27 protein-coding genes and 2 pseudogenes are annotated in these 26,223 nt (G+C 68.3%); 16 read left to right on the top strand and 13 right to left on the bottom strand.

Going from position 1 to position 26,223, the window contains the following annotated elements:
• Window positions 1–61: 61 nt before the first annotated feature.
• Both ACAM49_RS26380 and ACAM49_RS26385 read right to left on the bottom strand, forming a co-directional pair.
• Window positions 62–1,687 (bottom strand): class I SAM-dependent RNA methyltransferase, encoded by a 1,626-nt coding sequence (locus ACAM49_RS26380; protein WP_369638252.1) that lies wholly within the window; start codon window positions 1,685–1,687, stop codon window positions 62–64.
• On the bottom strand, window positions 1,684–3,675 hold the full coding sequence (locus ACAM49_RS26385) for an APC family permease (protein ID WP_369638253.1): 1,992 nt from the start codon (window positions 3,673–3,675) through the stop codon (window positions 1,684–1,686). Before ACAM49_RS26385 ends, ACAM49_RS26380 begins: the two co-directional genes overlap by 4 nt.
• Before the next feature lie 220 nt (window positions 3,676–3,895).
• On the opposite strand from ACAM49_RS26385, the gene ACAM49_RS26390 reads away from it, so the two are divergent.
• Both ACAM49_RS26390 and ACAM49_RS26395 read left to right on the top strand, forming a co-directional pair.
• Window positions 3,896–4,561 carry a TrkA family potassium uptake protein gene (locus ACAM49_RS26390; protein WP_369638254.1) on the top strand — a complete coding sequence of 222 codons (666 nt, stop codon included), beginning with the start codon at window positions 3,896–3,898 and terminating at the stop codon, window positions 4,559–4,561.
• A 1-nt stretch (window position 4,562) separates the two neighbouring features.
• Entirely contained in the window at window positions 4,563–5,258 is a 696-nt protein-coding gene (locus ACAM49_RS26395; protein ID WP_369638255.1) for a TrkA family potassium uptake protein, read from the top strand.
• 121 nt (window positions 5,259–5,379) lie between these two features.
• Here ACAM49_RS26395 and ACAM49_RS26400 read toward each other — a convergent pair whose 3' ends face one another.
• From ACAM49_RS26400 to ACAM49_RS26410, 3 genes are all read right to left on the bottom strand, one after another.
• Complete coding sequence (locus tag ACAM49_RS26400; RefSeq protein WP_369638256.1) at window positions 5,380–5,961, bottom strand: sigma-70 family RNA polymerase sigma factor; 582 nt, start codon at window positions 5,959–5,961, stop codon at window positions 5,380–5,382.
• Window positions 5,962–6,266: 305 nt separating this feature from the next.
• A complete protein-coding gene (locus ACAM49_RS26405; protein WP_369638272.1) occupies window positions 6,267–6,857 on the bottom strand; it encodes a DUF3159 domain-containing protein in 591 nt (196 codons plus the stop codon).
• A gap of 293 nt (window positions 6,858–7,150) precedes the next feature.
• Window positions 7,151–7,543 (bottom strand): OB-fold nucleic acid binding domain-containing protein, encoded by a 393-nt coding sequence (locus ACAM49_RS26410; protein WP_040809981.1) that lies wholly within the window; start codon window positions 7,541–7,543, stop codon window positions 7,151–7,153.
• A 473-nt stretch (window positions 7,544–8,016) separates the two neighbouring features.
• Here ACAM49_RS26410 and ACAM49_RS26415 point away from each other — a divergent pair, with 473 nt between their 5' ends.
• Window positions 8,017–8,709: an alpha/beta fold hydrolase gene (locus ACAM49_RS26415; RefSeq protein ID WP_369638273.1), complete on the top strand. Its 693-nt coding sequence runs from the start codon at window positions 8,017–8,019 to the stop codon at window positions 8,707–8,709.
• Between the two features lie 110 nt (window positions 8,710–8,819).
• Here ACAM49_RS26415 and ACAM49_RS26420 read toward each other — a convergent pair whose 3' ends face one another.
• Window positions 8,820–9,668: a DUF3710 domain-containing protein gene (locus tag ACAM49_RS26420; protein ID WP_369638274.1), complete on the bottom strand. Its 849-nt coding sequence runs from the start codon at window positions 9,666–9,668 to the stop codon at window positions 8,820–8,822.
• Window positions 9,669–9,673: 5 nt separating this feature from the next.
• A complete protein-coding gene (gene dut / locus ACAM49_RS26425) occupies window positions 9,674–10,174 on the bottom strand; it encodes a dUTP diphosphatase (protein WP_369638257.1) in 501 nt (166 codons plus the stop codon).
• 79 nt (window positions 10,175–10,253) lie between these two features.
• On the opposite strand from dut, the gene ACAM49_RS26430 reads away from it, so the two are divergent.
• Window positions 10,254–10,748 carry a DUF3093 domain-containing protein gene (locus ACAM49_RS26430; protein WP_369638275.1) on the top strand — a complete coding sequence of 165 codons (495 nt, stop codon included), beginning with the start codon at window positions 10,254–10,256 and terminating at the stop codon, window positions 10,746–10,748.
• A 108-nt stretch (window positions 10,749–10,856) separates the two neighbouring features.
• Here the strand turns inward: ACAM49_RS26430 and ACAM49_RS26435 are convergent, their stop codons facing one another.
• Window positions 10,857–11,159, bottom strand: coding sequence for a DUF4193 domain-containing protein (locus ACAM49_RS26435; RefSeq protein ID WP_033087954.1), 303 nt, complete (start codon window positions 11,157–11,159; stop codon window positions 10,857–10,859).
• Window positions 11,160–11,630: 471 nt separating this feature from the next.
• Between ACAM49_RS26435 and cei the strand changes: the two genes are divergently transcribed.
• Entirely contained in the window at window positions 11,631–12,308 is a 678-nt protein-coding gene (gene cei, locus ACAM49_RS26440) for an envelope integrity protein Cei (protein WP_369638258.1), read from the top strand.
• A 175-nt stretch (window positions 12,309–12,483) separates the two neighbouring features.
• Here cei and ACAM49_RS26445 read toward each other — a convergent pair whose 3' ends face one another.
• Window positions 12,484–13,425, bottom strand: coding sequence for an inositol monophosphatase (locus ACAM49_RS26445; protein WP_369638259.1), 942 nt, complete (start codon window positions 13,423–13,425; stop codon window positions 12,484–12,486).
• A 112-nt stretch (window positions 13,426–13,537) separates the two neighbouring features.
• Between ACAM49_RS26445 and ppgK the strand changes: the two genes are divergently transcribed.
• The 4 genes and pseudogenes from ppgK (at window position 13,538) to ACAM49_RS26465 (ending at window position 16,837) form a co-directional block, all read left to right on the top strand.
• Entirely contained in the window at window positions 13,538–14,296 is a 759-nt protein-coding gene (gene ppgK / locus ACAM49_RS26450; RefSeq protein WP_040809880.1) for a polyphosphate--glucose phosphotransferase, read from the top strand.
• A 111-nt stretch (window positions 14,297–14,407) separates the two neighbouring features.
• Window positions 14,408–15,889 (top strand): annotated as a pseudogene (locus ACAM49_RS26455) (RNA polymerase sigma factor); the annotation flags it as partial.
• Between the two features lie 114 nt (window positions 15,890–16,003).
• Window positions 16,004–16,402 (top strand): DUF4440 domain-containing protein, encoded by a 399-nt coding sequence (locus ACAM49_RS26460; RefSeq protein WP_369638260.1) that lies wholly within the window; start codon window positions 16,004–16,006, stop codon window positions 16,400–16,402.
• Between the two features lie 12 nt (window positions 16,403–16,414).
• The gene (locus tag ACAM49_RS26465) at window positions 16,415–16,837 is read left to right on the top strand and encodes a hypothetical protein (RefSeq protein WP_369638261.1); all 423 of its coding nucleotides are present in this window, start codon (window positions 16,415–16,417) and stop codon (window positions 16,835–16,837) included.
• 37 nt (window positions 16,838–16,874) lie between these two features.
• On the opposite strand, the gene ACAM49_RS26470 is transcribed toward ACAM49_RS26465, so the two are convergent.
• Window positions 16,875–17,459 carry a hypothetical protein gene (locus ACAM49_RS26470; protein WP_369638262.1) on the bottom strand — a complete coding sequence of 195 codons (585 nt, stop codon included), beginning with the start codon at window positions 17,457–17,459 and terminating at the stop codon, window positions 16,875–16,877.
• A gap of 178 nt (window positions 17,460–17,637) precedes the next feature.
• Window positions 17,638–17,868, bottom strand: a pseudogene (gene fdxA / locus ACAM49_RS26475) (ferredoxin); the annotation flags it as partial.
• Between the two features lie 113 nt (window positions 17,869–17,981).
• Here fdxA and ACAM49_RS26480 point away from each other — a divergent pair.
• The 3 genes from ACAM49_RS26480 to ACAM49_RS26490 all read left to right on the top strand — a co-directional run bounded on the left by ACAM49_RS26480 (window position 17,982) and on the right by ACAM49_RS26490 (window position 20,015).
• On the top strand, window positions 17,982–18,911 hold the full coding sequence (locus ACAM49_RS26480; protein ID WP_369638263.1) for a LysR family transcriptional regulator: 930 nt from the start codon (window positions 17,982–17,984) through the stop codon (window positions 18,909–18,911).
• Between the two features lie 64 nt (window positions 18,912–18,975).
• Window positions 18,976–19,632 (top strand): SRPBCC family protein, encoded by a 657-nt coding sequence (locus ACAM49_RS26485; protein ID WP_369638264.1) that lies wholly within the window; start codon window positions 18,976–18,978, stop codon window positions 19,630–19,632.
• Window positions 19,632–20,015, top strand: coding sequence for an ArsR/SmtB family transcription factor (locus ACAM49_RS26490; protein ID WP_369638265.1), 384 nt, complete (start codon window positions 19,632–19,634; stop codon window positions 20,013–20,015). The genes ACAM49_RS26485 and ACAM49_RS26490 overlap by 1 nt, the downstream gene beginning before the upstream one ends.
• Here the strand turns inward: ACAM49_RS26490 and ACAM49_RS26495 are convergent.
• Window positions 19,981–20,844, bottom strand: coding sequence for an alpha/beta fold hydrolase (locus ACAM49_RS26495; protein WP_369638266.1), 864 nt, complete (start codon window positions 20,842–20,844; stop codon window positions 19,981–19,983). The two genes, ACAM49_RS26490 and ACAM49_RS26495, sit on opposite strands and share 35 nt — an antisense overlap.
• 127 nt (window positions 20,845–20,971) lie before the next feature.
• On the opposite strand from ACAM49_RS26495, the gene ACAM49_RS26500 reads away from it, so the two are divergent.
• The 4 genes from ACAM49_RS26500 (at window position 20,972) to ACAM49_RS26515 (ending at window position 25,819) form a co-directional block, all read left to right on the top strand.
• Window positions 20,972–21,457 carry a MarR family winged helix-turn-helix transcriptional regulator gene (locus ACAM49_RS26500; RefSeq protein ID WP_369638267.1) on the top strand — a complete coding sequence of 162 codons (486 nt, stop codon included), beginning with the start codon at window positions 20,972–20,974 and terminating at the stop codon, window positions 21,455–21,457.
• Between the two features lie 35 nt (window positions 21,458–21,492).
• Window positions 21,493–22,785 carry an FAD-dependent oxidoreductase gene (locus ACAM49_RS26505; protein WP_369638268.1) on the top strand — a complete coding sequence of 431 codons (1,293 nt, stop codon included), beginning with the start codon at window positions 21,493–21,495 and terminating at the stop codon, window positions 22,783–22,785.
• Window positions 22,786–23,035: 250 nt separating this feature from the next.
• Window positions 23,036–24,133, top strand: a complete 1,098-nt coding sequence (locus ACAM49_RS26510) for an MHYT domain-containing protein (RefSeq protein WP_369638269.1) — start codon at window positions 23,036–23,038, stop codon at window positions 24,131–24,133.
• A gap of 102 nt (window positions 24,134–24,235) precedes the next feature.
• Window positions 24,236–25,819: a Na+/H+ antiporter gene (locus tag ACAM49_RS26515; protein WP_369638270.1), complete on the top strand. Its 1,584-nt coding sequence runs from the start codon at window positions 24,236–24,238 to the stop codon at window positions 25,817–25,819.
• 13 nt (window positions 25,820–25,832) lie between these two features.
• Here ACAM49_RS26515 and ACAM49_RS26520 read toward each other — a convergent pair.
• Window positions 25,833–26,223 (bottom strand): YdcF family protein (locus tag ACAM49_RS26520; RefSeq protein ID WP_369638271.1); only part of this gene is annotated, 391 nt, incomplete at its 5' end.

The raw sequence follows: 26,223 nt of genomic DNA on the forward strand, positions 1-26,223 counted from the left end.
TCCCCCAACCCTTCCGCTGGCGCGGAGACGCCACTGGCCAAGATTCTGAAACAGCCTTGCGTCAGCGCTCCAGCACCGCGATGCATTCCACGTGGTGGGTACCGGGGAAGGCGTCGAAGACGCGCAGGGCCACGGGCTGGTAGCCGGCGGCACGGTAGAGGCCGACGTCGCGCGCGAAAGCGGCGGGGTCGCAGCCGATGTGGATGATGCGGCGCGGGGAGCGGTCGCTCATCGCGTTGATGACGTCCTTGCCCGCGCCGGCGCGCGGCGGGTCGAGGACGACGACATCCGGTGCGGTGGCGGGCTGGTCGTGGATCCAGCGCTCGACTCGCTCGGCGGTCAGATCCACCCACGGCATATCCCGCAGTGCCGCACGGCCTTCGGTGACGGCGCTGCGCGCGAACTCGACGCCGTGCACCGCGCCCCGCTCGCCCACCCGATCCGCCAGCCGCGCCGCGAACACGCCGACCCCGCAGTACAAATCCCACACCAGCGATCCGGGCGCGGCATCCGCCCACTCCCCCACCACATCCGAATAAGCCTGCGCCGCACCATAATGCGGCTGCCAGAACCCGGTAGCCGACAACTCCCACCGCCGATCCGCCACATACTGCACGGCCCGCCCGGTCCCCTCGACCACCCGCTCCTCGCGAGCTCCATGCGCCGCCGCCCGCCGCGCCGCGGTACTACGCCGATCCCCACCGCGCCGCCCCGCGCCACCGCCATGCCGGTCGCCCCGGCCGCGCTCTCCCTCGGTGGGCGCCACCTCGACGATATGCCGCATCCCGTCACCGTCCACGGCCACAACGAGATCCGCCGCCGGCGTCCATTTCTGCTCGGCGATCCCATCCATCGCCCCCGCCATCGGCTGCGGGCACCGCAGATCCGCCAGCACCTCGGTACTCCGATACCGATGCACCCCGGCCCGCCCATCCGCATCCACCACCAGCCGCACCCGACTCCGCCACCCGTCGGTATACGGCACCGGCGACACCTGGCCGCCCAGCGCGACGTGACTCTCTTCACCCGGGCGAGCGATCAATGCGCTCGCCAAATGCGTCGCCACACCGCCGATTCGGCCCGGCGCTGCGGGGGTGGCATCAGCCGTGGCCCCAGCGGACTGCGCCTCCCGCGCAGGCTCCGAGGTCGGCTTGGCGCGCTGCGCCGCGGACCGTCCGGTGGGCGCGCCGAGCAGCGTCGAGGCGAGGCCGGTTGCCACACCTCCGAGCCGGACCGGGCCGTCGGGGCGGAGGATCGAGCCGGGGCGCGAGTCCTGTTGTGCCACGACGCCGCTCGGCAGGCCGAGGGGGACGGGGATCGGCTCGACGGTGAAGTCGGGTTCCCAGTTGGCAAGGCGGCGGAGCTGGTCCGCGACGACCTGGCGCTTCAATTCGCGTTGGGCTGCGGGGGTGGCGAAGGTGAAGTCGCAGCAGCCCGCGCCGCCGGGGCCGGAGACCGGGCAGGTGGCGGGGATGCGGTCGGGGGAAGGCTCGAGGATTTCGAGGGCGTCGGCTCGGCAGAAGGAGCCGCCGCGGTCCTCGGTGACCTGGGCGCGGACGAGTTCGCCGGGGAGGCCGTGGCGAACGAAGAGGACTCGGCCCTCGTGGCGGGCGACGCAGAAGCCGCCGTGGCCGGGTGGGCCGAGGCGGACCTCGAAAATGGCGCCGTACCAGTCGGGTCCGCTCATCCCTCGTCCCCGAAGCCGCGGCGGACGTAACCGGGGGCGTTGACCACGCGGCCGGGGCTGGCCTTGGCCGCCGAGGAGGACAGCTGCCAGGGGACGCTGGTGACCATGACGCCGGGCTCGAACAGCAGGCGGCCCTTCAGGCGCAGGGCGCTCTGGTTGTGCAGCAGCTGCTCCCACCAGTGGCCGACTACATATTCGGGAATGAACACGGTGACCACGTCGCGCGGTGCGTCCTTGCGCACTCGCTTCACGTAATCGACCACGGGCTTGGTGATCTCGCGATACGGCGATTCGATCACCTTGAGCGGCACCGCGATATCGCTCGCCTCCCACTGCCGCACCAGCGCGCGGGTATCGGGCTCGTCCACGTTCACCGTGATCGCCTCGAGCGTGTCGGGGCGGGTCGCGCGGGCGTAGGACAGCGCCCGCTTGGTCGGCAGGTGCAGCTTGGACACCAGCACGATGGAATGCGTGCGGCTGGGCAGCACGCCGTCCCATTCGCTCTCGTCGAGCTCCCGCGACACCGTGTCGTAGTGGCGGCGAATGAGTTTCATCAACCCGAAGATGGCCGCCATGGTGACGATGGCGATCCACGCGCCCGCCAGGAACTTGGTGACCAGCACGATGCACAGCACGGTCGCGGTCATGGTCAGGCCGATGGCGTTGATCACCCGCGACCGCTTCATGCGCGCCCGCTGCGCCGGATCGGTCTCGGTGCGCAGCAGTCGCGTCCAGTGCCGCAGCATGCCGGTCTGGCTGAGCACGAACGAGACGAACACGCCCACGATGTAGAGCTGGATCAGGCGCGTCACCTCCGCGCCGAACAACACCACGAACGCGATCGCCGCACCCGCCAGGAACAGGATGCCGTTGCTGAACGCCAGCCGGTCACCGCGGGTGTGCAGCTGACGCGGCAGGAAACGGTCCTGCGCCAGAATCGAACCCAGCACCGGGAAGCCGTTGAAGGCGGTATTGGCCGCCAGCACCAGGATCAGCGCGGTGACGATGGTGATGAAGTAGAAGCCCGCCGGGAAGCCGGAGAACACCGCGCCCGCCAGCTGCGCCACCATCGTCTTCTGCTCGTACCCGTCGGGCGTGCCGGTCAGATCCGCGGTGTTGTGCGCGTAGACGATGCCGACCTTCTGGGCGAGCACGATCATGCCGATGAACAGCGACACCGCGATGCAGCCGAGCAGCAGCAGCGTGGTCGCGGCATTGCGGGACTTGGGTTTGCGGAACGCGGGCACACCGTTGCTGATGGCCTCGACACCGGTCAGCGCCGCACAGCCGGAGGAGAACGCCCGCGCGATCAGGAACACGAACGCCAGTCCGGCCAGATGGGACTCCTCGGCCTTGAGCCCGAACCCGTAGGACTCGGCGTGCACCTGCTCCCCCATGATCCCGATCCTGGTGAACCCCCAGATCAGCATGATGAACATGCCGATCATGAACGCGTAGGTGGGAATCGCGAAGGCGGTACCGGATTCGCGCACGCCGCGCAGATTGATGGCGGTGAGAATCACAATCGCCGAGACCGCGAACAACACCTTGTGAGTTGCGACGAACGGCACGGCCGAGCCGATGTTCGACGCCGCCGAGGAGATCGACACCGCCACCGTCAGCACATAGTCGACCAGCAGCGCCGAGCCGACGGTCAATCCCGCGGTGGGCCCGAGGTTCTTGGTCGCGACCTCGTAGTCGCCGCCGCCGGAGGGATAGGCGTGCACGTTCTGCCGGTAGCTGGCGACCACCACCGCCATCACCAGCGCGACCGCGAGGCCGATCCATGGCGCATATGTGTAAGCGGACAAACCCGCCACCGAGAGCACCAGGAAGATTTCCTCCGGCGCGTAAGCCACCGATGACAAGGCATCGGAGGCGAAAACGGGGAGCGCGATCCGCTTGGGCAGCAGCGTATGCCCGAGAGAATCGCTGCGGAATGGGCGGCCGACCAGCATGCGCTTGGCGGCCGTCGTCAACTTCGACACTCCAGGCAGCATAAGGCAGTGCGGGAGTGCTCGTGTTCGCGGCGCGACGCGCGACCCCCACAGTCGTAGGGTGGCGACCGAGGACTGTGAGGTTTTTCCGCTTCGGTTTGAACTACTTCCGGAGGGGGAAAATGCCTGCGGTGAAACTCGAGCGGTACGGTTGCCACCCGAACAGGGCAACCAGACCGCACATAAGGTTTTCGGGAATGGGGTTCGTACGGTGTACGTGGTGATCATGGGCTGTGGGCGGGTCGGCTCCTCGCTCGCCCGCGCCCTTGTCCGCATCGGACACGAGGTCGCGGTGATCGATCAGAACTCCAGCGCCTTCCTGCGGCTGGGCCGCGACTTCCCGGGCCTGTGCATCACCGGCGTCGGCTTCGATCGAGATGTGTTGACCCGCGCCGGAATCGAGCGCGCCGGCGCCTTCGCCGCGGTGTCCTCCGGCGACAACTCCAACATCATCTCCGCCCGCGTGGCCCGCGAGACCTTCGGCATCGAGCGCGTGGTCGCGCGCATCTACGACGCCAAACGCGCCGCCGTGTACGAACGCCTGGGCATCCCGACCATCGCCACCGTGCCGTGGACCACCGACCGATTCCTGCGCACCCTGGTCTCCGATCAATCCACCACCACCTGGCGCGACCCCACCGGCACCGTCGCGGTCACCGAACTCGCGCTGCACGAGGAGTGGTACGGGCATTCGGTGCAGGCCCTGGAAGAGGCCATCGGCGCGCGCGTGTCGTTCATCATCCGATTCGGGCAGGGCGTGCTGCCCAACGGCAAATCCATGCTGCAGGCCGACGACCAGGTCTACATCGCCGCCACCTCCGGCACGGTCGGCGAGGCCGTCGCCCTGGCCGGCAATCCCCCCGCGAGCGAGGTCTGAGATGAAGGTAGCCATCGCCGGAGCGGGAGCGGTCGGCCGCTCCATCGCCCAGGAACTACTGCGCGGCGGCCATCAGGTCATGCTGCTGGAACGCCGCCTCGACCACATCGACCCGACCGTCGCGCCCACCGCGGTGTGGACCCACGCCGACGCCTGCGAGCTGGAGACGCTCGAGGAGGCCGGGCTCGAGACCTACGACGTGGTCATCGCCGCCACCGGTGACGACAAGGTGAACCTGGTGTTCAGCCTGCTCGCCAAGACCGAATTCGGCGTCGGGCGCGTCGTGGCCCGGGTCAACGATCCCCGCAACGAGTGGCTGTTCGACTCGTCCTGGGGCGTGGATGTGGCCGTCTCGACGCCGCGCCTGCTCGCCTCGCTCGTCGAGGAGGCCGTGTCCGTCGGCGATCTGGTCCGCCTGATGACGCTGCGCCAAGGTCAGGCCAACCTGGTCGAGATCACCCTGCCCACCGATACCCCCTTGGCGGGCAAGGCCGTTCGCACCCTCACCCTGCCCCGCGACGCCGCCCTGGTGACCATTCTGCGCGGCGGCCGCGTCATCGTCCCGCAGGCCGACGACCCGCTCGAAGGCGAGGACGAACTGCTGTTCGTGGCCTCCGTCGAGGCCGAGGACGATCTGCGAAAGGCGCTCGGCGTCAACGGCTTCGGCAGCCGGACCGAGCACGCCGAAACCGCCTGATCGGATATCCGCCGCTGAACTGAAACCGCTGGCGGATCGTGAAAACGACTGTGGGCCGGGCGCACTCCCCAGTGCCCGGCCCACATTCCGTCTCACTCATCGTTGAGCTGTCCCCGAATTATCAGGAGGCCGCCCGCAATTCGGCCCGCAGCTTGTTCAGCGCGCGGTGCTGCATGACCCGCACCACGCCCGGGCTGGTGCCGATGGCCTCGGCGGTCTGCGCCGCGGTCCAGCCCAGCACGATCCGCATCACCAGCACCTCGCGGTGGGTGGTGGACAGCACCTGCATGAGATCGCGGGTGGCCATCCGGGTCTCCATCGCCAGCGCCCGCTCCTCCGGGCCCGCCTCGTTCACCGGGGAATCCGGGAACTCCGCCACCGGGTAGGCCGGGTGCATCTGCGCCCGCCGGAAGGCGTCGGCGACCTTGTTGGCCGAGATGCCGTAGACGAAGGCCAGGAACGACTTGCCCTGATCCCGGTAGCGCGGAATCGCCTGCACCGTCGCCAGGCAGATCTCCTGCGCCACATCGTCGGCGGTCACGTGCAGGTGGCCCGCCCCGCTCATGCGTGCCGCGCAGTAGCGCCGCACCAGCGGGTAGACGATCTTGAGAATCTCGGAGACCGCCTCCCGGTCACCGGCCGCGGCCGGGCCGATCAGCTTCTCCAATTCCGCTGCGGCGCGCCGGGACTCCGACGTCGCCACCGTGCTCGTGCTCTTGCTCCCCCGCCCCGCCGGGTGCCGGCGCGAGGCGACTGTCTGCACCGCCGTCACGGGCCCCTCGCCCCGATCCTGCGCTGCCACTGCCTTGCTGTCGGTAACCAACTCCGCGATCCTTTCTCCGTAGCTTCTGAGAAAGATCGTGCTCGCAGCGGGGGTCCGGAAATAGGTACCCCAGGGGTGGGTTGGTCACCCCCTCTTGGCCCCCAATGGCCCCGAAGGTGTTGCGCCCTGGGCTTTTAGCGCGATAAGTGCCCGAAACCAAGCGACCGACCGCAGACCGAACGGTCTTACGCCGCCGGTTCGGCGGTTTTCTGGCTCGGCAGATGCCCGGCCTTGCGGACCGCCCAGAAGGTCACCAGCGCCGCCACCGCGGTCAACGGCCAGCCCATGCCGATGCGGGCCGCCGCCAGCAGACCGGTGCTGTTGGAGTCGTAGAGGTGGTTCTGCACCAGGTAGCGGGCCACGAACACCACCGCCCACACCGCGGTCGCGATGTCGTAGAGGCGCATGGCGCGCTTGTCGGAGCGCCAGCCGGTGCCGTGCCCGTTGAGCGCGCCCCAGATGACGCCCGCCAGCGGCCAGCGCACCACCAGCGACATCAGGAACGCGCCGCCGTAGATCAGGCTGGCGTAGATGCCGAACAGGAAGAAGCCCTTGGCCTCACCCATCCGGTAGGCGATGAACGCGCACACGCCCACCCCCAGGAAGCCGGAGATGGCGGGCTGGATCGGATCGCGACGCACCAAGCGCCACACCAGGATCAGCGCGGCCACACCCAGCGACGCCCAGATCGCGGCGGTCAGGTTGGCCAGCGAATTCACCGGGACGAACACCAGCACCGGCAGCGAGGAGTAGATCAGGCCGCTGATGCCGCCCATCTGCTCGAGCAGCGTCTGCTCCGGCTCGTCGTCCCCGGACTCGGTGTCCTGGTCGGACCCGGCGTCATGGCCGGCGGACCGGGTGGCCTCGCGCTCCATTGCGGCCAGCTCGGCGCCGACCAGGGCCTGCATGTCCTCATCCAGCATCGCGTTCTCCAGGCGCAACGGCGGCTCGTCGGCGCCGCGGGCGGCGGGGAGCTGGACCGTGGGCGGATCGAACGCGGGCCGCGCGGCGAAAGCCTCGGTCGGGGTAGGGCTCTCGTCGCTGCTGCTGGTGGGATTCGGCATAAGTGTCAGGTATTCCCGCGGAGTTCGTAGTAGGGGTTGAAGATCACCTTGCCGCCGTCGCGTTGACCGACGCGGCCGCGGACCAGGATACGACGTCCCGGCTCGATTCCCGGAATGCGACGCCTGCCGATGAAGACCAGCGCCACCGAATCGGTGCCGTCGAAGAACTCGGCCTCCACCTCGGCGCCCGCGGACTTGGGACAGGCCTCGACGCTGCGCAGTCTGCCGACCATGGTGACCTCTTCACCCCGTCGACACTCCGATGCCCGGCACGCACCCGACGCCTCCGACGTCTCGGCGAGCTCCTCGGCATCCAAACGATCAAGGTCCTCGGTCAGGCGACGGCTGAGCCGCCGGAAATAGCCTGACGGGGTGTCCTTCCCACCCTCGGATGGCATCTCGCACGCTTTCTTGTAGAGCTCCACGGCGTGGGTCACACGTCGTTCGATCTTTTCCCACGGCGACCCGGTGGTTTGCCACCCGACCGCCGATGGCCGTACAAGGGCCACTGTAGATGCACTGTCCTGCACCCGCCACGCGTGCCCGTCACCAGCCATACCCGTTCCGAGCCACCCGCCAAACCCCGCCCCGCTCAGGGATATGAGATCGACTCCGGCGCTTGACCCGGCACCGCTCCGGCGCCCGAACCCGTGCCCCTCCGATACTCGGAAACGCGCCCGTGCCCGAATTCACCCCTGCTCAGCGCAGGGTCCGACGCCGGTGCCCGTCCCGGAGGCCGGTGCCGGTCCGGGTCGGGACCGTGTGGCCCGGCTACTCTCGGCCGGTGCCCGAACTTCCACGTCCGGCGGTCGCCGTGCCCGGTCCGGCGGTGGCCCCGCCGACCTCGGCCAAGGCCGCGCCGGGTCCGGCGATGGCTGTTGCCCTGCCCGGAACCGGCTCCGATGCCCTTTTCGCCCGCCGCGCCTTCGGATCCGCCTGCGCCGCATTGGATCTGCCGTTTCTGGCGGTCGAGCCGGATCCGCGGCGGGTGATCGAGAGCTACCGAGCCGCGCTGGATGCGGCAGCCCGCTCGGGGCCGGTGCTGATCGCGGGCATCTCGCTCGGCGCGGCCGTGGCGGTGGAATGGGCCGCCCAGCACCCGGATTCGGTCTACGGCGTGGTCGCCGCGCTGCCTGCCTGGACGGGTGCGGATACCACCGGCTGCCCCGCCGCCGCGAGCGCCGCCGCCACCGCCGCGCAGCTTCGCGCCGACGGCATCGACGAGGTGCTGTCCCGCATGCAGGCCTCCAGCCCCGCCTGGCTGGCCGAGACGCTCACCCATTCCTGGACCGCTCAATGGCCGGATCTCCCCTCCGCCCTGGAGGAGGCCGCCGCCTACGCCTGGCCCGAACCCGAACTCCTGGCCCGGGTCACCGCCCCGGTCGAAATCATCGGGGCCGTCGACGATCCCGTACACCCGATCGCCGTCGCCGAACGCTGGACCGACCTCATCCCGCGCGCGACGCTGCACCGCATCACCCTCGACCAACTGGGCGCGGACCCCTCGATCCTCGGCACCCGAGGCATCACCGCCCTGCTCCCCCGCCGAGTCCCCACCGCCTGACCCGAGTTCCGCCGAGAATCATTGCGCTGAGAGCGAAATGGGGCACCGCCACAGTGGCGGTGCCCCATTTGTCTTGTTCTACAGCCGGATCCGGCCGGCGGCCGGACCGGTCAGTTCAGGCCGAGCTGCTGCATGGCCGAACCCTCCGCGCCGCGACGCGGTTCGGTCGGGGGCTGCTCGGGCTGGAAGGCCGGGCCGCCCTGCATTGCGGCCATCTGGGCCTGCATGGCCTGCTGCTGGGCGGCGAGCTGCTGCTGGTGGGCGGCGGCTAGCTGGTCGGCCAGCTCCTGGGGTAGGACCACCGGGAGGGGTTCGCGGACCGGGAGCGGTTCGTCGCCGCGGCGCACGACGGTCTCGCTGAGCACCGCGCGGGCGGCGGACACCAGCGGCGAGTTGTCGTCGGCCGCGCCGGTCGGACCGGCCGCGACCAGCCGGACCATCCAGCGGTAGCCGTCCACGCCGATGAAGCGCAGATCCGCGCCCTGGGTGACGGCGTGCAGCTCACGACCCCACGGGCCCTGCACGACCGAGACGGTCGCGCCGTCCTTGCGCAGGGTGTCGGCGAGATCGGCCGCGACCGAACGCCATTGGCCCGAGGTCTTGGGAGCGGCGTAGGCCGCCACCGTGATCCGCCCGTGCTGGGTGGCCAGGTGCACCGCCTGCGGCGTGCCGTCGGGGGTCATCTCGACCTGCAGCTGCCCGCCCGGCGGCACCGGCACGATCACCGAGCCCAGATCCAGCCGCTGCTCGGCGATCGCCTCCAGCCGCTTCGCGACGTCCTCGTAGTCGAAGGGGCCGGTCTGCGGGCCGCGCGCGGGCTCCTCGTCGAACTCCTCCTCGACGTACTCGTCAGACACGGCGTCGTCGTACTCGTCCTCGTACTCGTCGTACTCGGTGTACTCGTCGTCGTACTGCGGCGCGTCAGCTCTGTCGCCGCCCTTTTTCTTCCGTCCGAACACCATCGTCATGCCTCCTTGCCGGTCGCCTGACCCGACCCACCGGACCCAGCGGACAGGCTGGCATGCCCACCACTGGACCCGTATCCTCCTGCGCCGCGCGCGGTCTCGTCGAGCGTGTCGACCTCCACGAAGTCCACCAGTTCGACCTTCTGCACCAGCAGCTGGGCGATCCGGTCACCCCGCCGGAGCTCGATGGCCGCCCGCGGATCGTGATTGATCAGGCACACCTTGATCTCACCGCGGTAGCCCGCATCGACCGTGCCGGGGGTATTGACGACCGAGAGACCCGCCTTGGCCGCCAGCCCCGAACGGGGATGGATCAGCCCGACCGTGCCGATCGGGAGCGCCACCGCGATGCCGGTGCCGACGAGCACCCGCTCCCCCGGTTCGATGATGACGTCCTCGGTGGTGCACAGGTCCACGCCCGCGTCGCCCTCGTGGGCACGCTTGGGTACGGGGATGCCGGGATCGAGCCGCAGCAGGGGAATAGGTGGAATACCGGTCACGTAGGCCGAGCCTACGCGTTCACCCCCGTCGCCATTGACCTAGTCTGATGTCGTGTCCGACCAGCCCCCTCAGGTGACCATGGAACCCAAGCAGCAGACCCGCCCCCTTTACGCAGAGCGCCTCTGGGTGCCGCTGTGGTGGGTGCCCGCTGCCCTCGTCGTGACCGGGCTGCTGGCAGCCGAAATCCACATGGGCGCACCGGGAGTGCGGGCCTGGCTGCCCTACGTGCTGCTGTTCCCCTTCGCGGCGTGGGTGCTGGTGTGGTTCTCCCGCCATCGCGTGGAGGTGACCGTCGACGCCGACGGCGTGCCGGAACTGCGCACCGATCGCGCCCACCTGCCCGCGACCTTCGTCAAGCGGGCCGCCCCGGTGCCGGCCAGTGCCAAGAGTGCGGCGCTGGGCCGCCAGCTCGACCCCGCCGCCTTCGTTCAGCATCGGGCCTGGGTGGGGCCGATGGTTCTACTCGTGCTCGATGATCCGGATGATCCGACGCCGTACTGGCTGGTCAGCACGCGCCATCCGGAGAAAATCATTGCCGCGCTCGGCCTGAAGAACGCGGCCGAGCAAGCCTGATCGGGCTGAGACAGGCCCGAGCAGATAACCGGTTCCTGACCGCGCTCGGCGGACCGAGCGCGGGCTGACGGAATCCTCTTTGTCGGGATCCGCTACGCGGACAGTGCTTTACGCAGCGCAATCCATGCAGATCAGCTGACCGCCGGCTTCGCTGGCCAGTCGGCTGCGGTGGTGCACCAGGAAGCAGCTCGAACAGGTGAACTCGTCGGCCTGCTTCGGGATGACCCGGACCGAGAGCACCTCCTCGGAAAGGTCCGCGCCAGGAAGCTCGAACGATTCCGCGGTATCGGATTCGTCGATATCCACGACGGCGGACGCGGCTTCGTTGCGGCGAGCCTTCAGCTCCTCCAGCGAGTCCTCCGAAACCTCATCGGATTCACTGCGCCGCGGTGCGTCATAGTCGGTTGCCATGTCGTTTCCCCTCGTCCTTACTCCGTATATCCCGGAACGGCACCCACCTGACCGGCCCCTCGCGAGGTCGGATCGGGAGGGAATGCCGCCCGCCCGTGGTGTACGTCACGCGTACACCGGTCACAGATCCGAGCCGGATAGTCCTTCATCCGCAGCGGATCGCGCTCGGTCAACGCAGGACATGCCCTTGTTGTTCCCGAAACCGACCCCCAGTTTCACCTGGGTTGTACGATCTGGGCCGCCAGACAATAGCGGACCCCGGGTCAAAAGTCGCAATCAAAACCCTTGCGAGTTGAAACTGAGGGGCAATCGTCACCGACGAGGGAACTCGCCGAGATCTTCCTCGCAGGCTCCGAGACCTGGCCGGGATCTGTTCCGCGGCGTCGCCCACGACCTCCCGGTGCCGACTCACCGCCCGACTTGCCGGTGGCCGTGCACGCGCCGACCTCTCCGTTTTCGTAGAGTGTGGGCGTGGTTTCACTGATCACCCAAGGTAACTCGACCGATCCCAACGGCCGGCCGTTCATTCGGCGACGCTGGGAACCGTGGGCGGCCCTGGTGGGAGTCATCGCTCTGCTCTGCGTCGGCGTGTGGTTCAAGGCGCTGACGACGACCGAGGGTGACCAGGGCGCGATGGCCTGCAACTCGCCCAGCCCCGCCTCGAGCACGTCCGCGGCCAAGCCCGCCCCGCTCGGGGAGCGGGTGTCGAACTCGCGGTTACGGGATGTGGAGCCCGCCGCCCTCGCCCAGTCGAAGGTGCGCGTCTTCAATGCCAACAACCAGCGCGGCCAGGCCGCGCACGTGGCTTCCGAGCTGGGCGACCTCGGGTTCGCCAGCGCGCCGGACGTGCAGATCGGCAACGACCCGGTCTATGTGAACGGGGACCTGGAGTGCACCGGGCAGATTCGCTTCGGCGTGAAGGGGCGACCGGCCGCGGCGTCCGTGCAGCTGGTCGCGCCGTGCGCGGAGCTGATCGAGGATCAGCGCCAGGACGAGACGGTGGATCTGGTGCTGGGCACCCTGTTCCGCGATATCCGTCCGGATACGGATGCCGAAGAGGTGCTGAAGTCGCTGAAGAACCCGACGCCGGGCACCGCGCCCGCCATCGACCCGAAGCTGCTGGAAGCGGCGCGTAAGGCCAAGTGTTGAGAATCTCTTTCGGGGCCGGGTGGCTCTGACTCGGTCGGCCGTCGCGAAACTCGCACCGGCACAAAGAGATATATGAATCGAGACAAAGGGATCGCCGCGATCGCTCGATCGCGGCGATTCTCTTTGCGTGGTTCGTCCGGCGGATGCTGTTCGCCCGGACCTGTTCAGTCCCCTGTCAGGGAACCGGGATAGGGGTGGTGACATCCAGGCGCTTGAACAGACCGAACAGTTCGTCAGCGATGCCAGGCGCGGCGGCGCACACCAAATCGCCTGCGGCGCCCGGCGAGTCGGGCGCGGGCGGCAGAATCAGGCGGGCGCCCGCCTCGGCCGCGATGAGCGCGCCCGCGGCCCAGTCCCACTGGTTCAGGCCGTGCTCGTAATAGGCGTCGGTGCGGCCCTCGGCGACCGCGCACAGATCCAGCGCGGCCGAACCGAAGCGCCGGATGTCGCGGATGTACGGCAGCACCTGCGCCACCAGCTCGCCCTGGCGGGTGCGGCGCGGCGTCGCGTAGGCGAAGCCGGTCGCCACCAGCGCCATGGCCGCGGTGTCGACCGCGTTGGCGCGCAAGGCAATCGGCTCGCCACCCGGCGAGGTGCCGTCGGGGCTGGAGGCGGCGCGGTGCGCGCCCAGGCCGAGCCCGGCGCTGTAGGTGACCGCGTGCGCCACATCCGCGACCGCGCCCGCGACGGATTGCCCGCCGCGCACCGCGGCCACCGACACCGAATAGGACGGGATGCCGTAGAGGAAGTTCACGGTGCCGTCGATGGGATCGACGATCCAGTGCACGAGGTCCGGATCGTCGGCCAGGCTGCCGCCGTCCTCCTCCCCCACCACGCGGTCGCCGGGGCGCAGTTCGGCGACCAGCTTGCGGACCAGCTGTTCGGTCTCGGTGTCGACGATGGTGACCGGGTCGGTCGGGGTGCTCTTGGACTGCACGGCGTCCTCGGCGCGCGCACCCGGGCCGAACACCTCGGGGCGGCGGGCGCGGACATGCGCGGCGGCGGTCTCGGCGAGATACACGGCGACGCGGCGCAGTTCGGGTATGTCTGAAGTGTCGGTGTTCGTCGTTGCGGCGGGGGCGGTGGATGTGAAATTCGATTCCGGCACGACCTCCATCGCAGCACAGATCCGGCATCCCGCGCATTAGGCTTGTCGTGCACGACACAGCTCATCGGCCGGAGAGCTGCGACTTTCCGGCAAATCACTTGGAGAACTGAGGAGTGGGTTCATGTCCGATCCCGGGCACGCGTTCGGCATCGATATCGGTGGCAGCGGTGTGAAGGGCGCCGAGGTCGATCTCGCGACCGGTGAACTGTGCTACGACCGCATCAAGATCGAGACACCGCATCCCTCCACCCCCAACGCCGTCGCCGAGGCCGTGGCCAAGCTGGTCGCGCAGTCCGGCTGGGACGGTCCGGTCGGCATCACCATGCCCAGCGTGGTGCTGCACGGTCAGATCCGCACCGCCGCCAATATCGACAAGACCTGGGTCGGCATCGACGCGCGGCATCTGTTCTCGGTGGCGCTGGGCGGGCGCGAGGTGACCGTCCTCAACGACGCCGACGCCGCCGGCATGGCCGAGGACCGGTACGGCGCGGCAAAGGATCTCAGCGGATTGGTAATGCTGCTCACCTTCGGCACCGGGATCGGATCGGCGATCATGTACAACGGTGTGCTCATGCCCAACAGCGAGCTCGGGCACATGGAGGTCGACGGCCGCGAGGCCGAGCACCGGGCCGCGGCCTCGGTCAAGGATCGGGTCGGCATGACCTATCCGGAGTGGGCCAAGGAGGTCTCCAAGGTGCTCATCACCTTGGAAAACCTGTTCTGGCCGAACGTGTTCGTGGCCGGTGGCGGCATCAGCCGCGACTACCAGGAATGGATTCCCTTGCTCACCAACAGAACCCCCGTGGTGCCGGCCGCGCTGCGCAATACGGCGGGCATCGTCGGAGCGGCCATGGCGGTGTCGGCCGGTATCGCGCCATAAGTAAGCTGGTTCGATCGTTACAATGGAACACATGCCCGGCGGTGAGCCGGAAACCGACACCGGCACGAGAGCCGGTTTACCCCCCGACAGAACCGCTCCGCCGGATCACCACTCTGGCGTGACGCCGCACGAGACCGTCACGAAAGGGCGTACGTGGTAGCCACGAATACCCGAGAGACCGCCGAATCGGCCGAAGCCGCCGACTCAGCAGACACCACTGCAGCATCGCCGGTCAAGAAGGCTGCCGCCAAGAAGGCCCCGGCCAAGAAGGCCGCGGCAAAGAAGGTCGCGGCCAAGAAGACCGCCGCGAAGAAGGCCACCAAGGCCACCGCCAAGAAGGCGGCGGCGAAGAAGGCCTCGCCGAAGAAGGCCGCCGAGCCCGGCATGGAAGGCGCCGAGGGCGACGAGGTCCTCGACGACGAGTCGCTGGAGCTCGACGACCTGGATGACCTCGAAGTCGACGAGGACGACCTCGGCGACGAGGAGGAGATCGTCGACGAGGTCGACGATGACGAGGAAGCCGACGCCGCCCCCGCGGCCGCCGACGCCAAGGGCGAGGAGGCCGACGAGGCCGACGAGCCCTCGGAGAAGGACAAGGCCTCCGGCGACTTCGTCTGGGACGAAGAGGAATCCGAAGCGCTGCGCCAGGCCCGCAAGGACGCCGAGCTCACCGCCTCGGCCGACTCGGTCCGCGCGTACCTGAAGCAGATCGGCAAGGTCGCGCTGCTCAACGCCGAGGAGGAGGTCGAGCTCGCCAAGCGCATCGAGGCCGGCCTCTACGCCACGGAGAAGCTGCGCGAGTTCGCCGACAAGGGCGAGAAGCTGCCCGTGCAGTCGCGCCGCGACCTGCAGTGGATCATGCGCGACGGCAATCGCGCCAAGAACCACCTGCTGGAAGCCAACCTGCGACTGGTGGTGTCCCTGGCCAAGCGCTACACCGGCCGCGGCATGGCGTTCCTGGACCTCATCCAGGAAGGCAACCTCGGTCTGATCCGCGCGGTCGAGAAGTTCGACTACACCAAGGGTTACAAGTTCTCGACCTACGCGACGTGGTGGATCCGCCAGGCCATCACCCGCGCCATGGCCGACCAGGCCCGCACCATCCGCATTCCGGTGCACATGGTCGAGGTCATCAACAAGCTCGGCCGCATTCAGCGCGAACTCCTCCAGGACCTGGGCCGCGAGCCCACTCCGGAAGAGCTCGCCAAGGAAATGGACATCACGCCCGAAAAGGTGCTGGAGATCCAGCAGTACGCGCGTGAGCCCATCTCCCTGGACCAGACCATCGGTGACGAGGGCGACTCCCAACTCGGCGACTTCATCGAAGACTCCGAAGCTGTCGTCGCCGTCGACGCGGTGTCGTTCACCTTGCTGCAGGACCAGCTCCAGTCGGTGCTGGAAACCCTGTCCGAGCGTGAAGCCGGTGTCGTCCGCTTGCGCTTCGGCCTGACCGACGGCCAGCCCCGCACCCTGGACGAAATCGGCCAGGTCTACGGCGTCACCCGCGAACGCATCCGCCAGATCGAATCCAAGACCATGTCCAAGCTGCGCCACCCCAGCCGCAGCCAGGTCTTGCGCGACTACCTGGATTAGTTCCAACCAAGAATGGGCCGCTCAGCTTTTTGCTAGGCGGCCCATTCTGGTATTCGGGATCCGATGGATCGGAGTCGTTGCGGTTCAACAACTGTGGAAGCGGAGGTGGGCGTGATGATCGATCAGGACAGCCTTGTCGCGGAGATTCGGACATTGCACGACGACCTGGCGCTGTGGTTGGGGACACCGGACGCACGCGATGCCTTGGCGCGATTCGGCGATCAGTTGCATCGCGAGTTTTCGATGGTGGTCATGCAGGGGGCAGTCGTCGCGCGGGACCAGCTACTGGCCGGATTGAACGGGGCCGGTCATTCGATGCCGGGCCTCACGATCGACATCGTCGACATCGACGTGCTGCATCGGGCGGACGATTGCGCGGTGGCACGATTTCGGGAGATCCATCACCGCCCCGACGGCCCGGCGGCGCGTCTGACCACCGGACTGCTGGTGGCGGACGCCGCGGCCCGCAATGGGCTGCGGTGGCGCAGTGTCCACGAAACAGCTGTGCTATAGAGGATTTGGTTATTGCCCGCGACCCTCGGCGCAGGCGTTACCCTCAGGTTTGTGCCAAGCGCTCAGCAGGTTCTGGTTGTCGGGTTCGATCCCAATAGTGTCGACTTCTCGACGCCCGAGATGGTTGCGGCTCACCTCACCGCCGAGGTGGTGCTTGCCGGGATCGCCGCCGAGGACGAACGGATCCGGGCGCTCGGCTACGCCGTCGAGCGGTGCCACATCACGCCTGATACCGACTTGCGGGTCGTCCGTGAACGGTTGACGGCGAATCGATGGGACGCGGTGCTGATCGGTGCGGGGCTGCGCACCCGACCCCAGGCGCTGCTGTTGTTCGAGCAGGTCCTCAACCTCGTGCACGAGCTCGCGCCAGGGGCGCGCATCGGTCTCCCCGACGGCCCCACCGGTGCGGCCGACGCGATCCAGCGCTGGCTGTAGGCCGCGAAACTGTTGTTTCGCGGCCCACTCTTGTATTTCAGGAGAGGAGTTCCGCTTTCAGCTCTGGGCGGTCCTGCTCGTCCGCGAATGTCAGTGCGCGTCCGTACATCAGGTCTACGAAATACGCGTAGGGGCTGTCGTCGCTGTGGACGGCCATCGTGAAAAGCAATGCCAGTAGGTCGTTTTCCGACTCCGCGGACCAGCGGTAGCCGATCGCGGGGCCATATCCGTCGAAGATCGTGGTGCCGTTCTCCGGCGAGTTGAACCAGACGCCCTCGACGCGGCGCACCAGCCACTCGCCGATGTAGGTGATGAATTGATCTGCGAGATAGTCGTTTTCGGGTGTGTAAATGCCGTCCTCGTCGAGGACAGCGCTTTCGATCAGGAAAACAACCCGGTCGAACGCGGCGGCGCTGAACCGGCCATCGGGCAATGAAGGGTTCCCATTGTTCCGCTCTGCTTCCAGCCGGGGCAGCGTCTCGGTGAACAATGTCTCGATGCGGGCATCGACCGCGGTGCGGTCACTCCAGGCCAGCCAGGCCTCGGACTGTTGGGCATCGGAGTCGAAAAATCCAGGGTCCAGAACGCTGTCGGCCGCGGTGGCCCGCCTCGCCTGAGCCATCATGATCTCCTCGAGTACAGGGGAAGTTCTTCGAAGGCGGGGCCGCCGCGCTCTATCCGATCCCGATTGCTTTGCAGCACAGCAGAACTCACTCGAGGAGTCTCGCACATACGAGATACCGGTGGGTGGGTCAGGGCTGGTAGTCGCGGATGTAGGGGGTGTCGACGCCCAGGGGGCCGGCGAAGAAGCGGGCGTTTTCGCGGGCGAATTGTTCTTGGCCGGAAGGGAGGTCGTCTTCGTAGTGGATGGCTTCCACTGGGCAGGCGGGTTCACAGGCGCCGCAGTCGGTGCATTGGTCGGGGTGGATGTAGGCCATGCGATTGCCGATGTAGATGCAGTCCATGGGGCATTCTTCGATGCAGGCTTTGTCCAGGACGTCTACGCAGGCGGCGCCGATCACGAAAGTCACGGTGCGGTCCCCTCTTTTGAGCTTTACCCGCTGTGTGCGGGTGTTCTTGATCCTGGTGCCCGGGCTGGGGAGCAGGTAGTGAGATGTTGCCGAGGACGTCATAAGGTGGGCTTATGATGCTGCCACCGGGGACGCCGGATTTGGAGGCACTGGCTCTGCTCGCTTCGGTGGCCGAGCTGGGGAGTTTCGGGGCGGCCGCGCGGCGGCACGGGATCAGCCAGCCCGCGGCGAGCATGCGGATCGGTGCGCTGGAGCGGCGGTTGAATCTGCGGCTGGTGGATCGGGGGCGCAGCGGGTCGGTGCTGACCGATGCGGGGCAGCGGGTGGTGGAGCTCGGGGAGCCGCTGCTGGCGGCGGCGATCGCGTTGAGCGAGGGGATCGCGGCGCTGCATCATGCGGCACGGCCGAGCCTCAGCATCGTGGCCTCGACAACCATTGCCGATCATCGGATTCCGCATTGGTTGACGGCGCTGCGCAAGATTCATCCGGACCTGGCGGTCACGCTTGACGTAGCGAACTCGCGGCAGGTGATCGCGGCAGTCAGCGATCGGAATGCGGGGCTCGGGTTTGCCGAAGGACCCCATCCCCCACCGGGATTGGGCAGTCGGGTGCTCGCCGCCGATGAGCTGGTCGTGGTCGTCGCCCCCACCCATCCATGGGCAACCCGACGCCGCGCCCTGACGCCGCGCGAGCTCGCCGACACCCCATTGCTGTGGCGGGAGAAGGGATCCGGGACCCGCGACACCGTGTGGGAGACGCTCGAAATTCACGGCACCCCTGCTCCACCCGCAGCCGAATTGGGTTCGGCCGCAGCCATTCTCACCACCGCACGCAGCGGCGCGGCACCCGCGGTCGTCAGCCGCCTGATCGTGGCCCATGAGCTGCGCGCGGGCACTCTTCGAGAGGTCGCCCTCACCGGCTCGATGCCGCTGACCCGAAAGTTCCGCGCCATCTGGCATCGCCGGACCCCGCCGGACGGTCCCGCGGCGGATCTGCTGGAGCTCGCCACCCGTATCGAAGCGGCCCGCACGCGGCCGAAATAGACCCCCTCCACCTCCGTCGGGCACGCGCGGTAATATAAGTAGAAACTTATCAAAGGAGGTTGTCATGACGTTGTTGCCGGATCCTGTGCGACAGGCGGGGATGGTTACCCGCGAAGTGCGGACGAGTACGCGGGATGGCGTGGCGACGCGGATTGCCGTCGCGCGGCGTACGTATCCGACCGATCAGGCGGATCTGTGGGAGGCGTTGACCAGTGCGGAACGGATTCCGCGGTGGTTCCTGCCGATCAGCGGGACGCTGGAGGAGGGCGGGAAGTATCAGCTCGAGGGGCAGGCCGGCGGGTCGATCGAGCGGTGTGATGCGCCGAAGACGTTTGCCATCACCTGGGAGTTCGCGGGGCAGGTCTCCTGGGTGGAGGTCAGCTTGAGCCCTACGGACAAGGGCACCGAGATGGAATTGCGGCATGAGATGCCGTTCGATCCCGGCTTCTGGGGGCAGTTCGGGCCCGGCGCGGTGGGCGTCGGCTGGGATCTGGCGTTCCTGGGTTTGGATGCGCACGTGTCCACCGGCGAGGCGGTGGATCCCGAAGCGGGGCAGACCCTGCACAAGACCCCGGAGGGGCGCGCGTTCATTCGCGCCGCCGCTGAGTCGTGGGGTGCCGCGGCCATCGCCGATGGGGACGACCCCGATGCCGCGCAGGCGGCGGTGGAGGCTACGTTCGGTTTCTACACGATCGAACCCGAGGACAGCCCCGAACACTGATGAACCCTTCTCCCCCAAGGATCTTCGAGGCGCTCGGCGATCCGATCCGCCGCTTCATCCTCGAACTCATGGCCGCGGGCGAGCAGCCCGCGGGCACGATCGTCGAGACGGTCCGGGATCGGCACCCGATCTCCCAACCCGGCGTCTCGCAGCATCTGAAGGTGCTGCGGGAGGCCGGGCTGGTGGTCGTGCGCGCCGAGGGGACGCGGCGGTTCTACAGCCTGGATCCGGCGGGGGTCGAGATGGCGACCAGGTGGCTGGCCGCGCTCGCGGATCCGTTGCGGCACTTCGCGAATCCGCTCGACGCGCTGGGCACCGAGGTCGCGCGCGGCAAGCGGGAGCGGCGGGCTAGCGAGTCGACGCGGCGGTCCGCGACAGGATGAGGGCCGCCAGTTCGGCGGGACGCTCCTCGGGAACCCAGTGGGTGGCGTCGAGGACTTCGTGGGTGAAGGGGCCCGTCACGTAGCGGGCCGCGAGCCTGGCGTTCTCGGCGACCATGAACGGGTCGCGGGTGCTGGAGACGTGAGTCGTTGGGGCACTGACCTTTCGGGACGCCGCCCGGGGATCGGTGATCAGCATGGCCCGGTACCAGTTGATCGAATACTTCAGCGCGCCCGCGTCGAGGATGTCGCGCAGGATCCGGTCGAATTGCTCGGCGTCCATGCCGGAGAGCGCGAGGGCGCGAGCCCGGCGGTCGGGGCGGCGCGCGGCGCGAAGCGCTCGCGAGATCACCAGCTCAGGCAGCCAAGGGATTTGGAACAGGACCATGTAGAAGGTCCGGAAGAACTGGGTCGTGGTCAGCATCGTGCGCATGAACGCCATCGGATGCGGGACAGACACCGAGGTCAGGGTGCGCACCAGTTCGGGGTGGGCGGTGGCAGTCGACCAAGCCACGGCGGAACCCCAATCATGGCCGACGAGGTGCACGGGCTCACCTCCCAGCGCATTGATCAGCGCGACCGTGTCGCCCACCAGCGCACTCATGCGATAGGCGTAGCGCCCGCGCGGCCGCGCACCCCGCGAGTACCCGCGCTGCGTGGGAGCGATCGTCCGATAGCCGTGTTCGTGCAGGTGAGGGGCGAGCCGGGACCATTGCGCGGCCGTTTGCGGCCAGCCGTGCAGCAGCACGATCGGGGTCCCGTCGAGCGGACCCTCGTCGATCACATCGAAGGTCAAGCCGTCGTTGGAAAACGTCGTCAGTCTCGTATTCACCTGTCCCCCTGGACTTCCTGGCCGAGCACAGCCCTCAGCGAGGACTCTATCCCCCGATCCCGCCACCTATATGTCCATTTTCCGCCAGACTCTTTTGTTTCACGCAATCAAATTTTATAGTTGATTCATGGAAGCAAATAAGGACCAGGTGTCGAAGCTCGCCCGAGCCACCTCGCGATTCGCGGAAGCCATGCGGCAGGGCACTTCTCGCGCCTACGACCCCGTTCGGGTGGGCGTGCTGCAGTGCGCGGCCGAATCCGGCCCGCTGCGCGCCGGGGAGATCGCCGAATGCCTCGACGCGCTGCCCTCTTCCATCACGCGGCACGTGCAGGCCCTGATCGATGCGGGACTGGTCGCCACCTCCCCCGACCCGGCGGACCGGCGGGCCGTACTCGTCGAGGCCACCGAGGCCGGGCGGGCGGAGCTGGCGCAGTTCCTGGAGATCGGCGATCAGGTGTTCGGCGCGGTGATCGCCGACTGGTCCGCCGAGGACGTCGAGACCCTGACCCGGTTGCTCGATCGCATGATCGAGGCCTGGGCCGCGGCGGGAGCACACCAGCAGCAGCGGGCGAATCGCAAGCGCCCGGGCAGGTTCGGCTGGAGCCGGATCTGAGCACACGAGAGGCCGAGCACATGAGAGGAAATGCCATGGCCACCAACACTCCCCTGCACGTCATCATCGCCGGCGGCGGCATCGGCGGACTCGCGCTCGCCAACGGCCTGCGCCGCGCGGGGGTGAGCGTCAGCGTCCACGAACGCGAGACCCAGCGCACCGACCGGCTGCAGGGTTTCCGCATCCATATCAATCCGCACGGCAGCGACGCGCTGGCCGAACTGCTCTCGCCGGAGCTGTATTCGACCTTCGTGGCGTGTGCGGGTCGGGGCGGCAACGGGTTCGGCTTCGTCACCGAGCAGCTGCGCGAACTGCTGCGGATCGATCCGGGCGCGGACGCCGCGAGCGGGCATTACGGCATCAGCCGCATCACCCTGCGGCAGCTGCTGTTGGCCGACCTGGACGGAATCGTGCACTACGGCAGCATGTTCGATCGCTATGAGCGGCTGCCGGACGGCCGGGTGCGGGCCCACTTCGCCGACGGCACCTCCGAAACCGGTGACGTCCTCGTCGGCGCGGACGGCGGAACCTCGAGGGTGCGGGCGCAGTACCTGCCGCACGCCGAGCGGGTGGACACCGGAATCGTCACCATCGCGGGGAAATACGGGCTGACGCCGGAATCCCGGGCCCGCCTGGACGCCAGACTGTTGCGCAATCCGCTCAGCGTGATCCCGCCCAGCGGCTGCGGAATGTTCCTGGCCCCGCACGAATTCGATATCCCCGAGGGCGCCGAGCACATCGCGGGCAACCAGGCCGGACTGCCCCCGGGCCTGCTGCATGACAACACCCAGCCGTATGTGTTCTGGGCCTTCGCCGCCAAGCGGGAACGCTACGGCGCCGACCTCGAAGCGCTGTCGGCCGCGGAGCTGCACGCGCTGGCGGTCCGCATGACCGCGGGCTGGGCGCCCGAACTGCGCACGCTGGTCATCGATTCCGATCCGGAGACCGCCACCCTGCTGCCGATCAAGACCTCGGTGCCGATCCCGGCCTGGGAGACCACCAATGTCACGCTGCTCGGCGACGCGCTGCACAGCATGACCCCGTTCGCGGGCATCGGCGCGAATACCGCGCTGCGTGACGCGCTCGGTCTGTACCGCGCGCTGGTCGCCGCGGACCGCCGCGAACACGGCTTGATCGAGGGGCTGCACGCCTACGAGGCGGACATGATCGACTACGGCTTCGCGGCCGTGCGCACCTCGCTGACCGCGGCCAATCAGTCGGTGTCCGACAGCCGATTCGCCCGGGGCGCGGGCAAGCTCGTCTTCCGCACCGCCAACGCGATTCCGGCCATGAAGCGAAAGATGTTCGCGGACTTGGGCGCCGAGTGACCGCCGACACCATTGGTGCGCTCCGGCTCTGATTTCGCAACGTCTTGGCGGCCGGGGCGCGAGTCTCGAAATCCCCACGGGCACAGAACATTCTGTCTACCGGAGGGTTGCTGCCGGATCCGAAATCTCCCAGCCGGAAGTAATTTACATGAAACATTCCCTTTCAATTTCCCAATCCGAATCTTGCCCGGTAGTGTGCCCCCGTCGCCGTTGGCGATAGCGAAACCCCTGTTCTGGCAATGGAGTTCGAGTGCTGGAAATTCACCACTTCAGCTATGGGTGGGTCACCCCGGTGCTGGCCTACATCATGTCCGTCACCGGCTCCCTGCTCGGTCTGCGCTGTACCGCGCGAGCCAAGACCGGCGACGGACGCAATGGCTGGCTGGTCTCGGCCGCCATCGCCATCGGCGGCACCGGCATCTGGGTCATGCACTTCATCGCCATGCTGGGGTTCAGCATCCACGGGGCGGTGATCCGCTACAACGTGCCGCTCACGCTGCTCAGCGCGGTGATCTCCATCGTGGTGGTGTGGCTCGGGCTGTACGTGGTGGCGCGTGAACCGTTCGGACGGCTGTCGCTGTTCGCGGGCGGCGCGGTCACGGGGCTGGGCGTGGGCGCCATGCACTACTCGGGCATGTACGCCATGAAGTCCGACGCCATGATCGATTACAACCCCGGCATCGTGACGGTGTCGCTGATCATCGCGGTGGTCGCGGCCACCGTGGCGCTGTGGTTCACGCTGGTCATCAGGGGCATCTGGGCCACCATCGGCGCGGCGCTGATCATGGGTGTGGCGGTGTGCGGCATGCACTACACCGGCATGGCGTCGATGAGCGCCCACCGCATGGAGAATGCGGTGCGCCCGGGCGGCGCGGGCGCCATGGAATTGCTGGCTCCGCTCATGATCAGCGTCAGCATGGTGACGCTGGTGCTGCTGATCCACGTCGGGCTCACCGAGGTGGACGAACGCTCGATGATGCCCGAACCCGTTCGGCCGCAGCCGGACTCGCGCGCGGCCTGGTCGCTGCGGTCCGCGTCGGCGACGCCCGGTGCAACGTCGGTGGCCGCGGGAGCGGCGTCGGTGGCCGCCGGAGCGACATCGATGGCGGCCGGTTCGGGATTCACCGCGGCGCACGTGGACGCCTTCGGATCCGGCCAGGACCACTCCGGCCCGACGGACTATCGGACGGCCGGTCTCTACCCGCCCGCCTCCGACTATCCGGTGCCGGGTCGCCACGCGGCCGCGCCCGACTACCCGTGGCCCGGCCAGTACCAGCCGGTCGGAGCGGCTCCGGCGGCCCGCGACCGGGACACGACACCACGACCGCGCACGCGTCGCTTCTCCTGACCGGCGAACCCGGCCGCGGGAGCTGAGAATTGCCGTGCCGGTTCGCTGAGAATACGGACCGGTTGATCGACTTTCGGGCATATCGGCAGCAAACTGACTGCCGTGGCGCACCACCAACTGGAGTTGATCTTCGCGGTTCTGTTCGCGACCATCCTGGCGCAACCGCTGGGACGGCGGCTCGGCCAGGCTCCGGCCGTGCTCATGACCGCGTTCGGCGTGGTGCTCGCGCTCATCCCGCAGGTACCCGAGATCCACATCGACCCCAAACTCATCCTGCCGCTGGTGCTGCCGCCGCTGCTGTACGCGGCCGCGCGCCGCACCTCCTGGCGCAGCTTCGCCGAGAACTGGGGCGCCATCACCATGCGGGCCGTGGTGCTGGTCATCGTCACCACCGCGGCCGTGGCCTGGGCCTTCCACCTCTGGTACCCGGCCATTCCGATCAGCGCGGCGATCGCGCTGGGGGCGCTGGTCGCGCCGCCGGATCCGGTGGCGGTGTCGGCGCTGGCGGGAAAACTGGGCCTGCCGCGGCGTCTGGTCGCGGTGCTCGAGGGCGAGGGACTGTTCAACGACGTCACCGCGATCGTGTTGTACACCGCCGCGATCACGGCGGTGACCACCGGAAAGTTCTCGGCCTGGAGCGCATTCGGGGATTTCCTGATCTCGGCGCTGGTCGGCGTGCTCGTCGGGCTGGTGCTCGGCTGGGCCGGCAACAAGCTCATGGTGTGGGTCGACGATGCGCCCTGCCGGGTGGCGCTGGGCCTGCTGCTGCCGTTCGCGGCGTACGGCATCTCGGAGTCGCGGGGCGGGTCGGCGGTGCTGGCGGTGCTGGTGTGCTCGCTGTATCTCATCGATGCCGCAACGGATTTCAGTGACAGCGACTACCGGCTGATCGGCGACTCGTTCTGGGAGATCACCGAAATGCTGGTCACCGGTTTCGCATTCGGGCTGATCGGGCTGGAATTGAGCACGGTGCTGCGCGACGCCGGGCCCGACTGGCCCCGGTTCATCGGCGGGGCGGTGGTGGTCATCGCCGTGGTGGTGGGGCTGCGGCTGATCTGGCTGCTCGGCACCACCGCGGTGTTCCAGGGCTGGTGGCGCACCCGGGACAAGGACGAGCCCTACACCTGGCGCGAGACGATCGTGACCTGGTGGGCGGGCATGCGCGGGGTGGCGACCGTGGCGCTGGCGCTGGCCATTCCGTTCACCACCGACAACGGGGAACCCTTCCCCGGACGCACCGAGATCCTGTTCACCGCCTTCGCGGTCGTGCTGTTCACGCTGCTCCTGCAGGGTCCGACCCTGCCCGCGGTGGTGCGTGCGACGGGCGTGCACGCCGACACCGGCCTCGAACGCGCCATGGAACGCCAGCTGTGGACGCGTGTGCTGCGGGCCGAACTCGACCGGCTCAAGGAGATCTCGGAGACCGAGCAATTGCCCGACGAGGTCTACGACCGGCTGCGCACCAACTTCGAACGCCGTCTGGCCCAGGCGGATCCGGAGGCGGCCGACAGCAATGCCCGCATGAACACCGATCGGACACTGGCCTTCACCACGAAGATGCGCGGCATCACCAACGACGTCCTGGAAGCCGGGCGCGCCGAAGCCCTCGCGGCGCGGCGCGAACCCGGCATCCCGCCCGATGTCGTGGACCGCGTCATGCGCCGCCTCGATCTCCGCGGCACCTGAACCTGGTCCGCCGCTATCGCATCGCCCGCCGAACCGGCCCGATCGGCGTCACCAATACCGCCACGAATTCCCGCAGGAACGACTTGCGCACCAGCAGCCGTGCCGTCCGCGCCCCGGTCACCTGCACCCGCAGACCCTGCCGCCGCGCCAGCCCGGCCGTCCGCAGCACATGAAAGTCACTGGTAACCACCGTGATTCGCGCCGCCTCGGGATCGATCCCCCGCCCCCGCAGTTCCCGCGCCGTGAACCGCAGATTCTCCTCGGTATTCCGAGACTGCCCTTCGCGAACGATCACCTCCGCCGAAATCCCCTGCGATTCCAGGTAATCAGCCATCGCGTCCGCCTCGGCGGCAGACGCACCACTCCCATTCCCACCGGACACCACCACCCACGGCGACCCACGC

Source organism: Nocardia sp. JMUB6875 (assembly GCF_041154655.1).
Classification (GTDB): Bacteria; Actinomycetota; Actinomycetes; order Mycobacteriales; family Mycobacteriaceae; genus Nocardia.

Bases quoted from the DNA above. Each gene is read 5' to 3' on its own strand.
- ACAM49_RS26380 (WP_369638252.1), bottom strand. From the start codon at position 1,687: ATGAGCGGACCCGACTGGTACGGCGCCATTTTCGAGGTCCGCCTCGGC.
- ACAM49_RS26395 (WP_369638255.1), top strand. From the start codon at position 4,563: ATGAAGGTAGCCATCGCCGGAGCGGGAGCGGTCGGCCGCTCCATCGCC.
- ACAM49_RS26405 (WP_369638272.1), bottom strand. From the start codon at position 6,857: ATGGGCGGCATCAGCGGCCTGATCTACTCCTCGCTGCCGGTGCTGGTG.
- ACAM49_RS26410 (WP_040809981.1), bottom strand. From the start codon at position 7,543: ATGCCATCCGAGGGTGGGAAGGACACCCCGTCAGGCTATTTCCGGCGG.
- ACAM49_RS26415 (WP_369638273.1), top strand. From the start codon at position 8,017: ATGGCTGTTGCCCTGCCCGGAACCGGCTCCGATGCCCTTTTCGCCCGC.
- ACAM49_RS26430 (WP_369638275.1), top strand. From the start codon at position 10,254: ATGGAACCCAAGCAGCAGACCCGCCCCCTTTACGCAGAGCGCCTCTGG.
- ACAM49_RS26435 (WP_033087954.1), bottom strand. From the start codon at position 11,159: ATGGCAACCGACTATGACGCACCGCGGCGCAGTGAATCCGATGAGGTT.
- ACAM49_RS26445 (WP_369638259.1), bottom strand. From the start codon at position 13,425: ATGGAGGTCGTGCCGGAATCGAATTTCACATCCACCGCCCCCGCCGCA.
- ppgK (WP_040809880.1), top strand. From the start codon at position 13,538: ATGTCCGATCCCGGGCACGCGTTCGGCATCGATATCGGTGGCAGCGGT.
- ACAM49_RS26460 (WP_369638260.1), top strand. From the start codon at position 16,004: ATGATCGATCAGGACAGCCTTGTCGCGGAGATTCGGACATTGCACGAC.
- ACAM49_RS26470 (WP_369638262.1), bottom strand. From the start codon at position 17,459: ATGGCTCAGGCGAGGCGGGCCACCGCGGCCGACAGCGTTCTGGACCCT.
- ACAM49_RS26480 (WP_369638263.1), top strand. From the start codon at position 17,982: ATGATGCTGCCACCGGGGACGCCGGATTTGGAGGCACTGGCTCTGCTC.
- ACAM49_RS26485 (WP_369638264.1), top strand. From the start codon at position 18,976: ATGACGTTGTTGCCGGATCCTGTGCGACAGGCGGGGATGGTTACCCGC.
- ACAM49_RS26490 (WP_369638265.1), top strand. From the start codon at position 19,632: ATGAACCCTTCTCCCCCAAGGATCTTCGAGGCGCTCGGCGATCCGATC.
- ACAM49_RS26500 (WP_369638267.1), top strand. From the start codon at position 20,972: ATGGAAGCAAATAAGGACCAGGTGTCGAAGCTCGCCCGAGCCACCTCG.
- ACAM49_RS26505 (WP_369638268.1), top strand. From the start codon at position 21,493: ATGGCCACCAACACTCCCCTGCACGTCATCATCGCCGGCGGCGGCATC.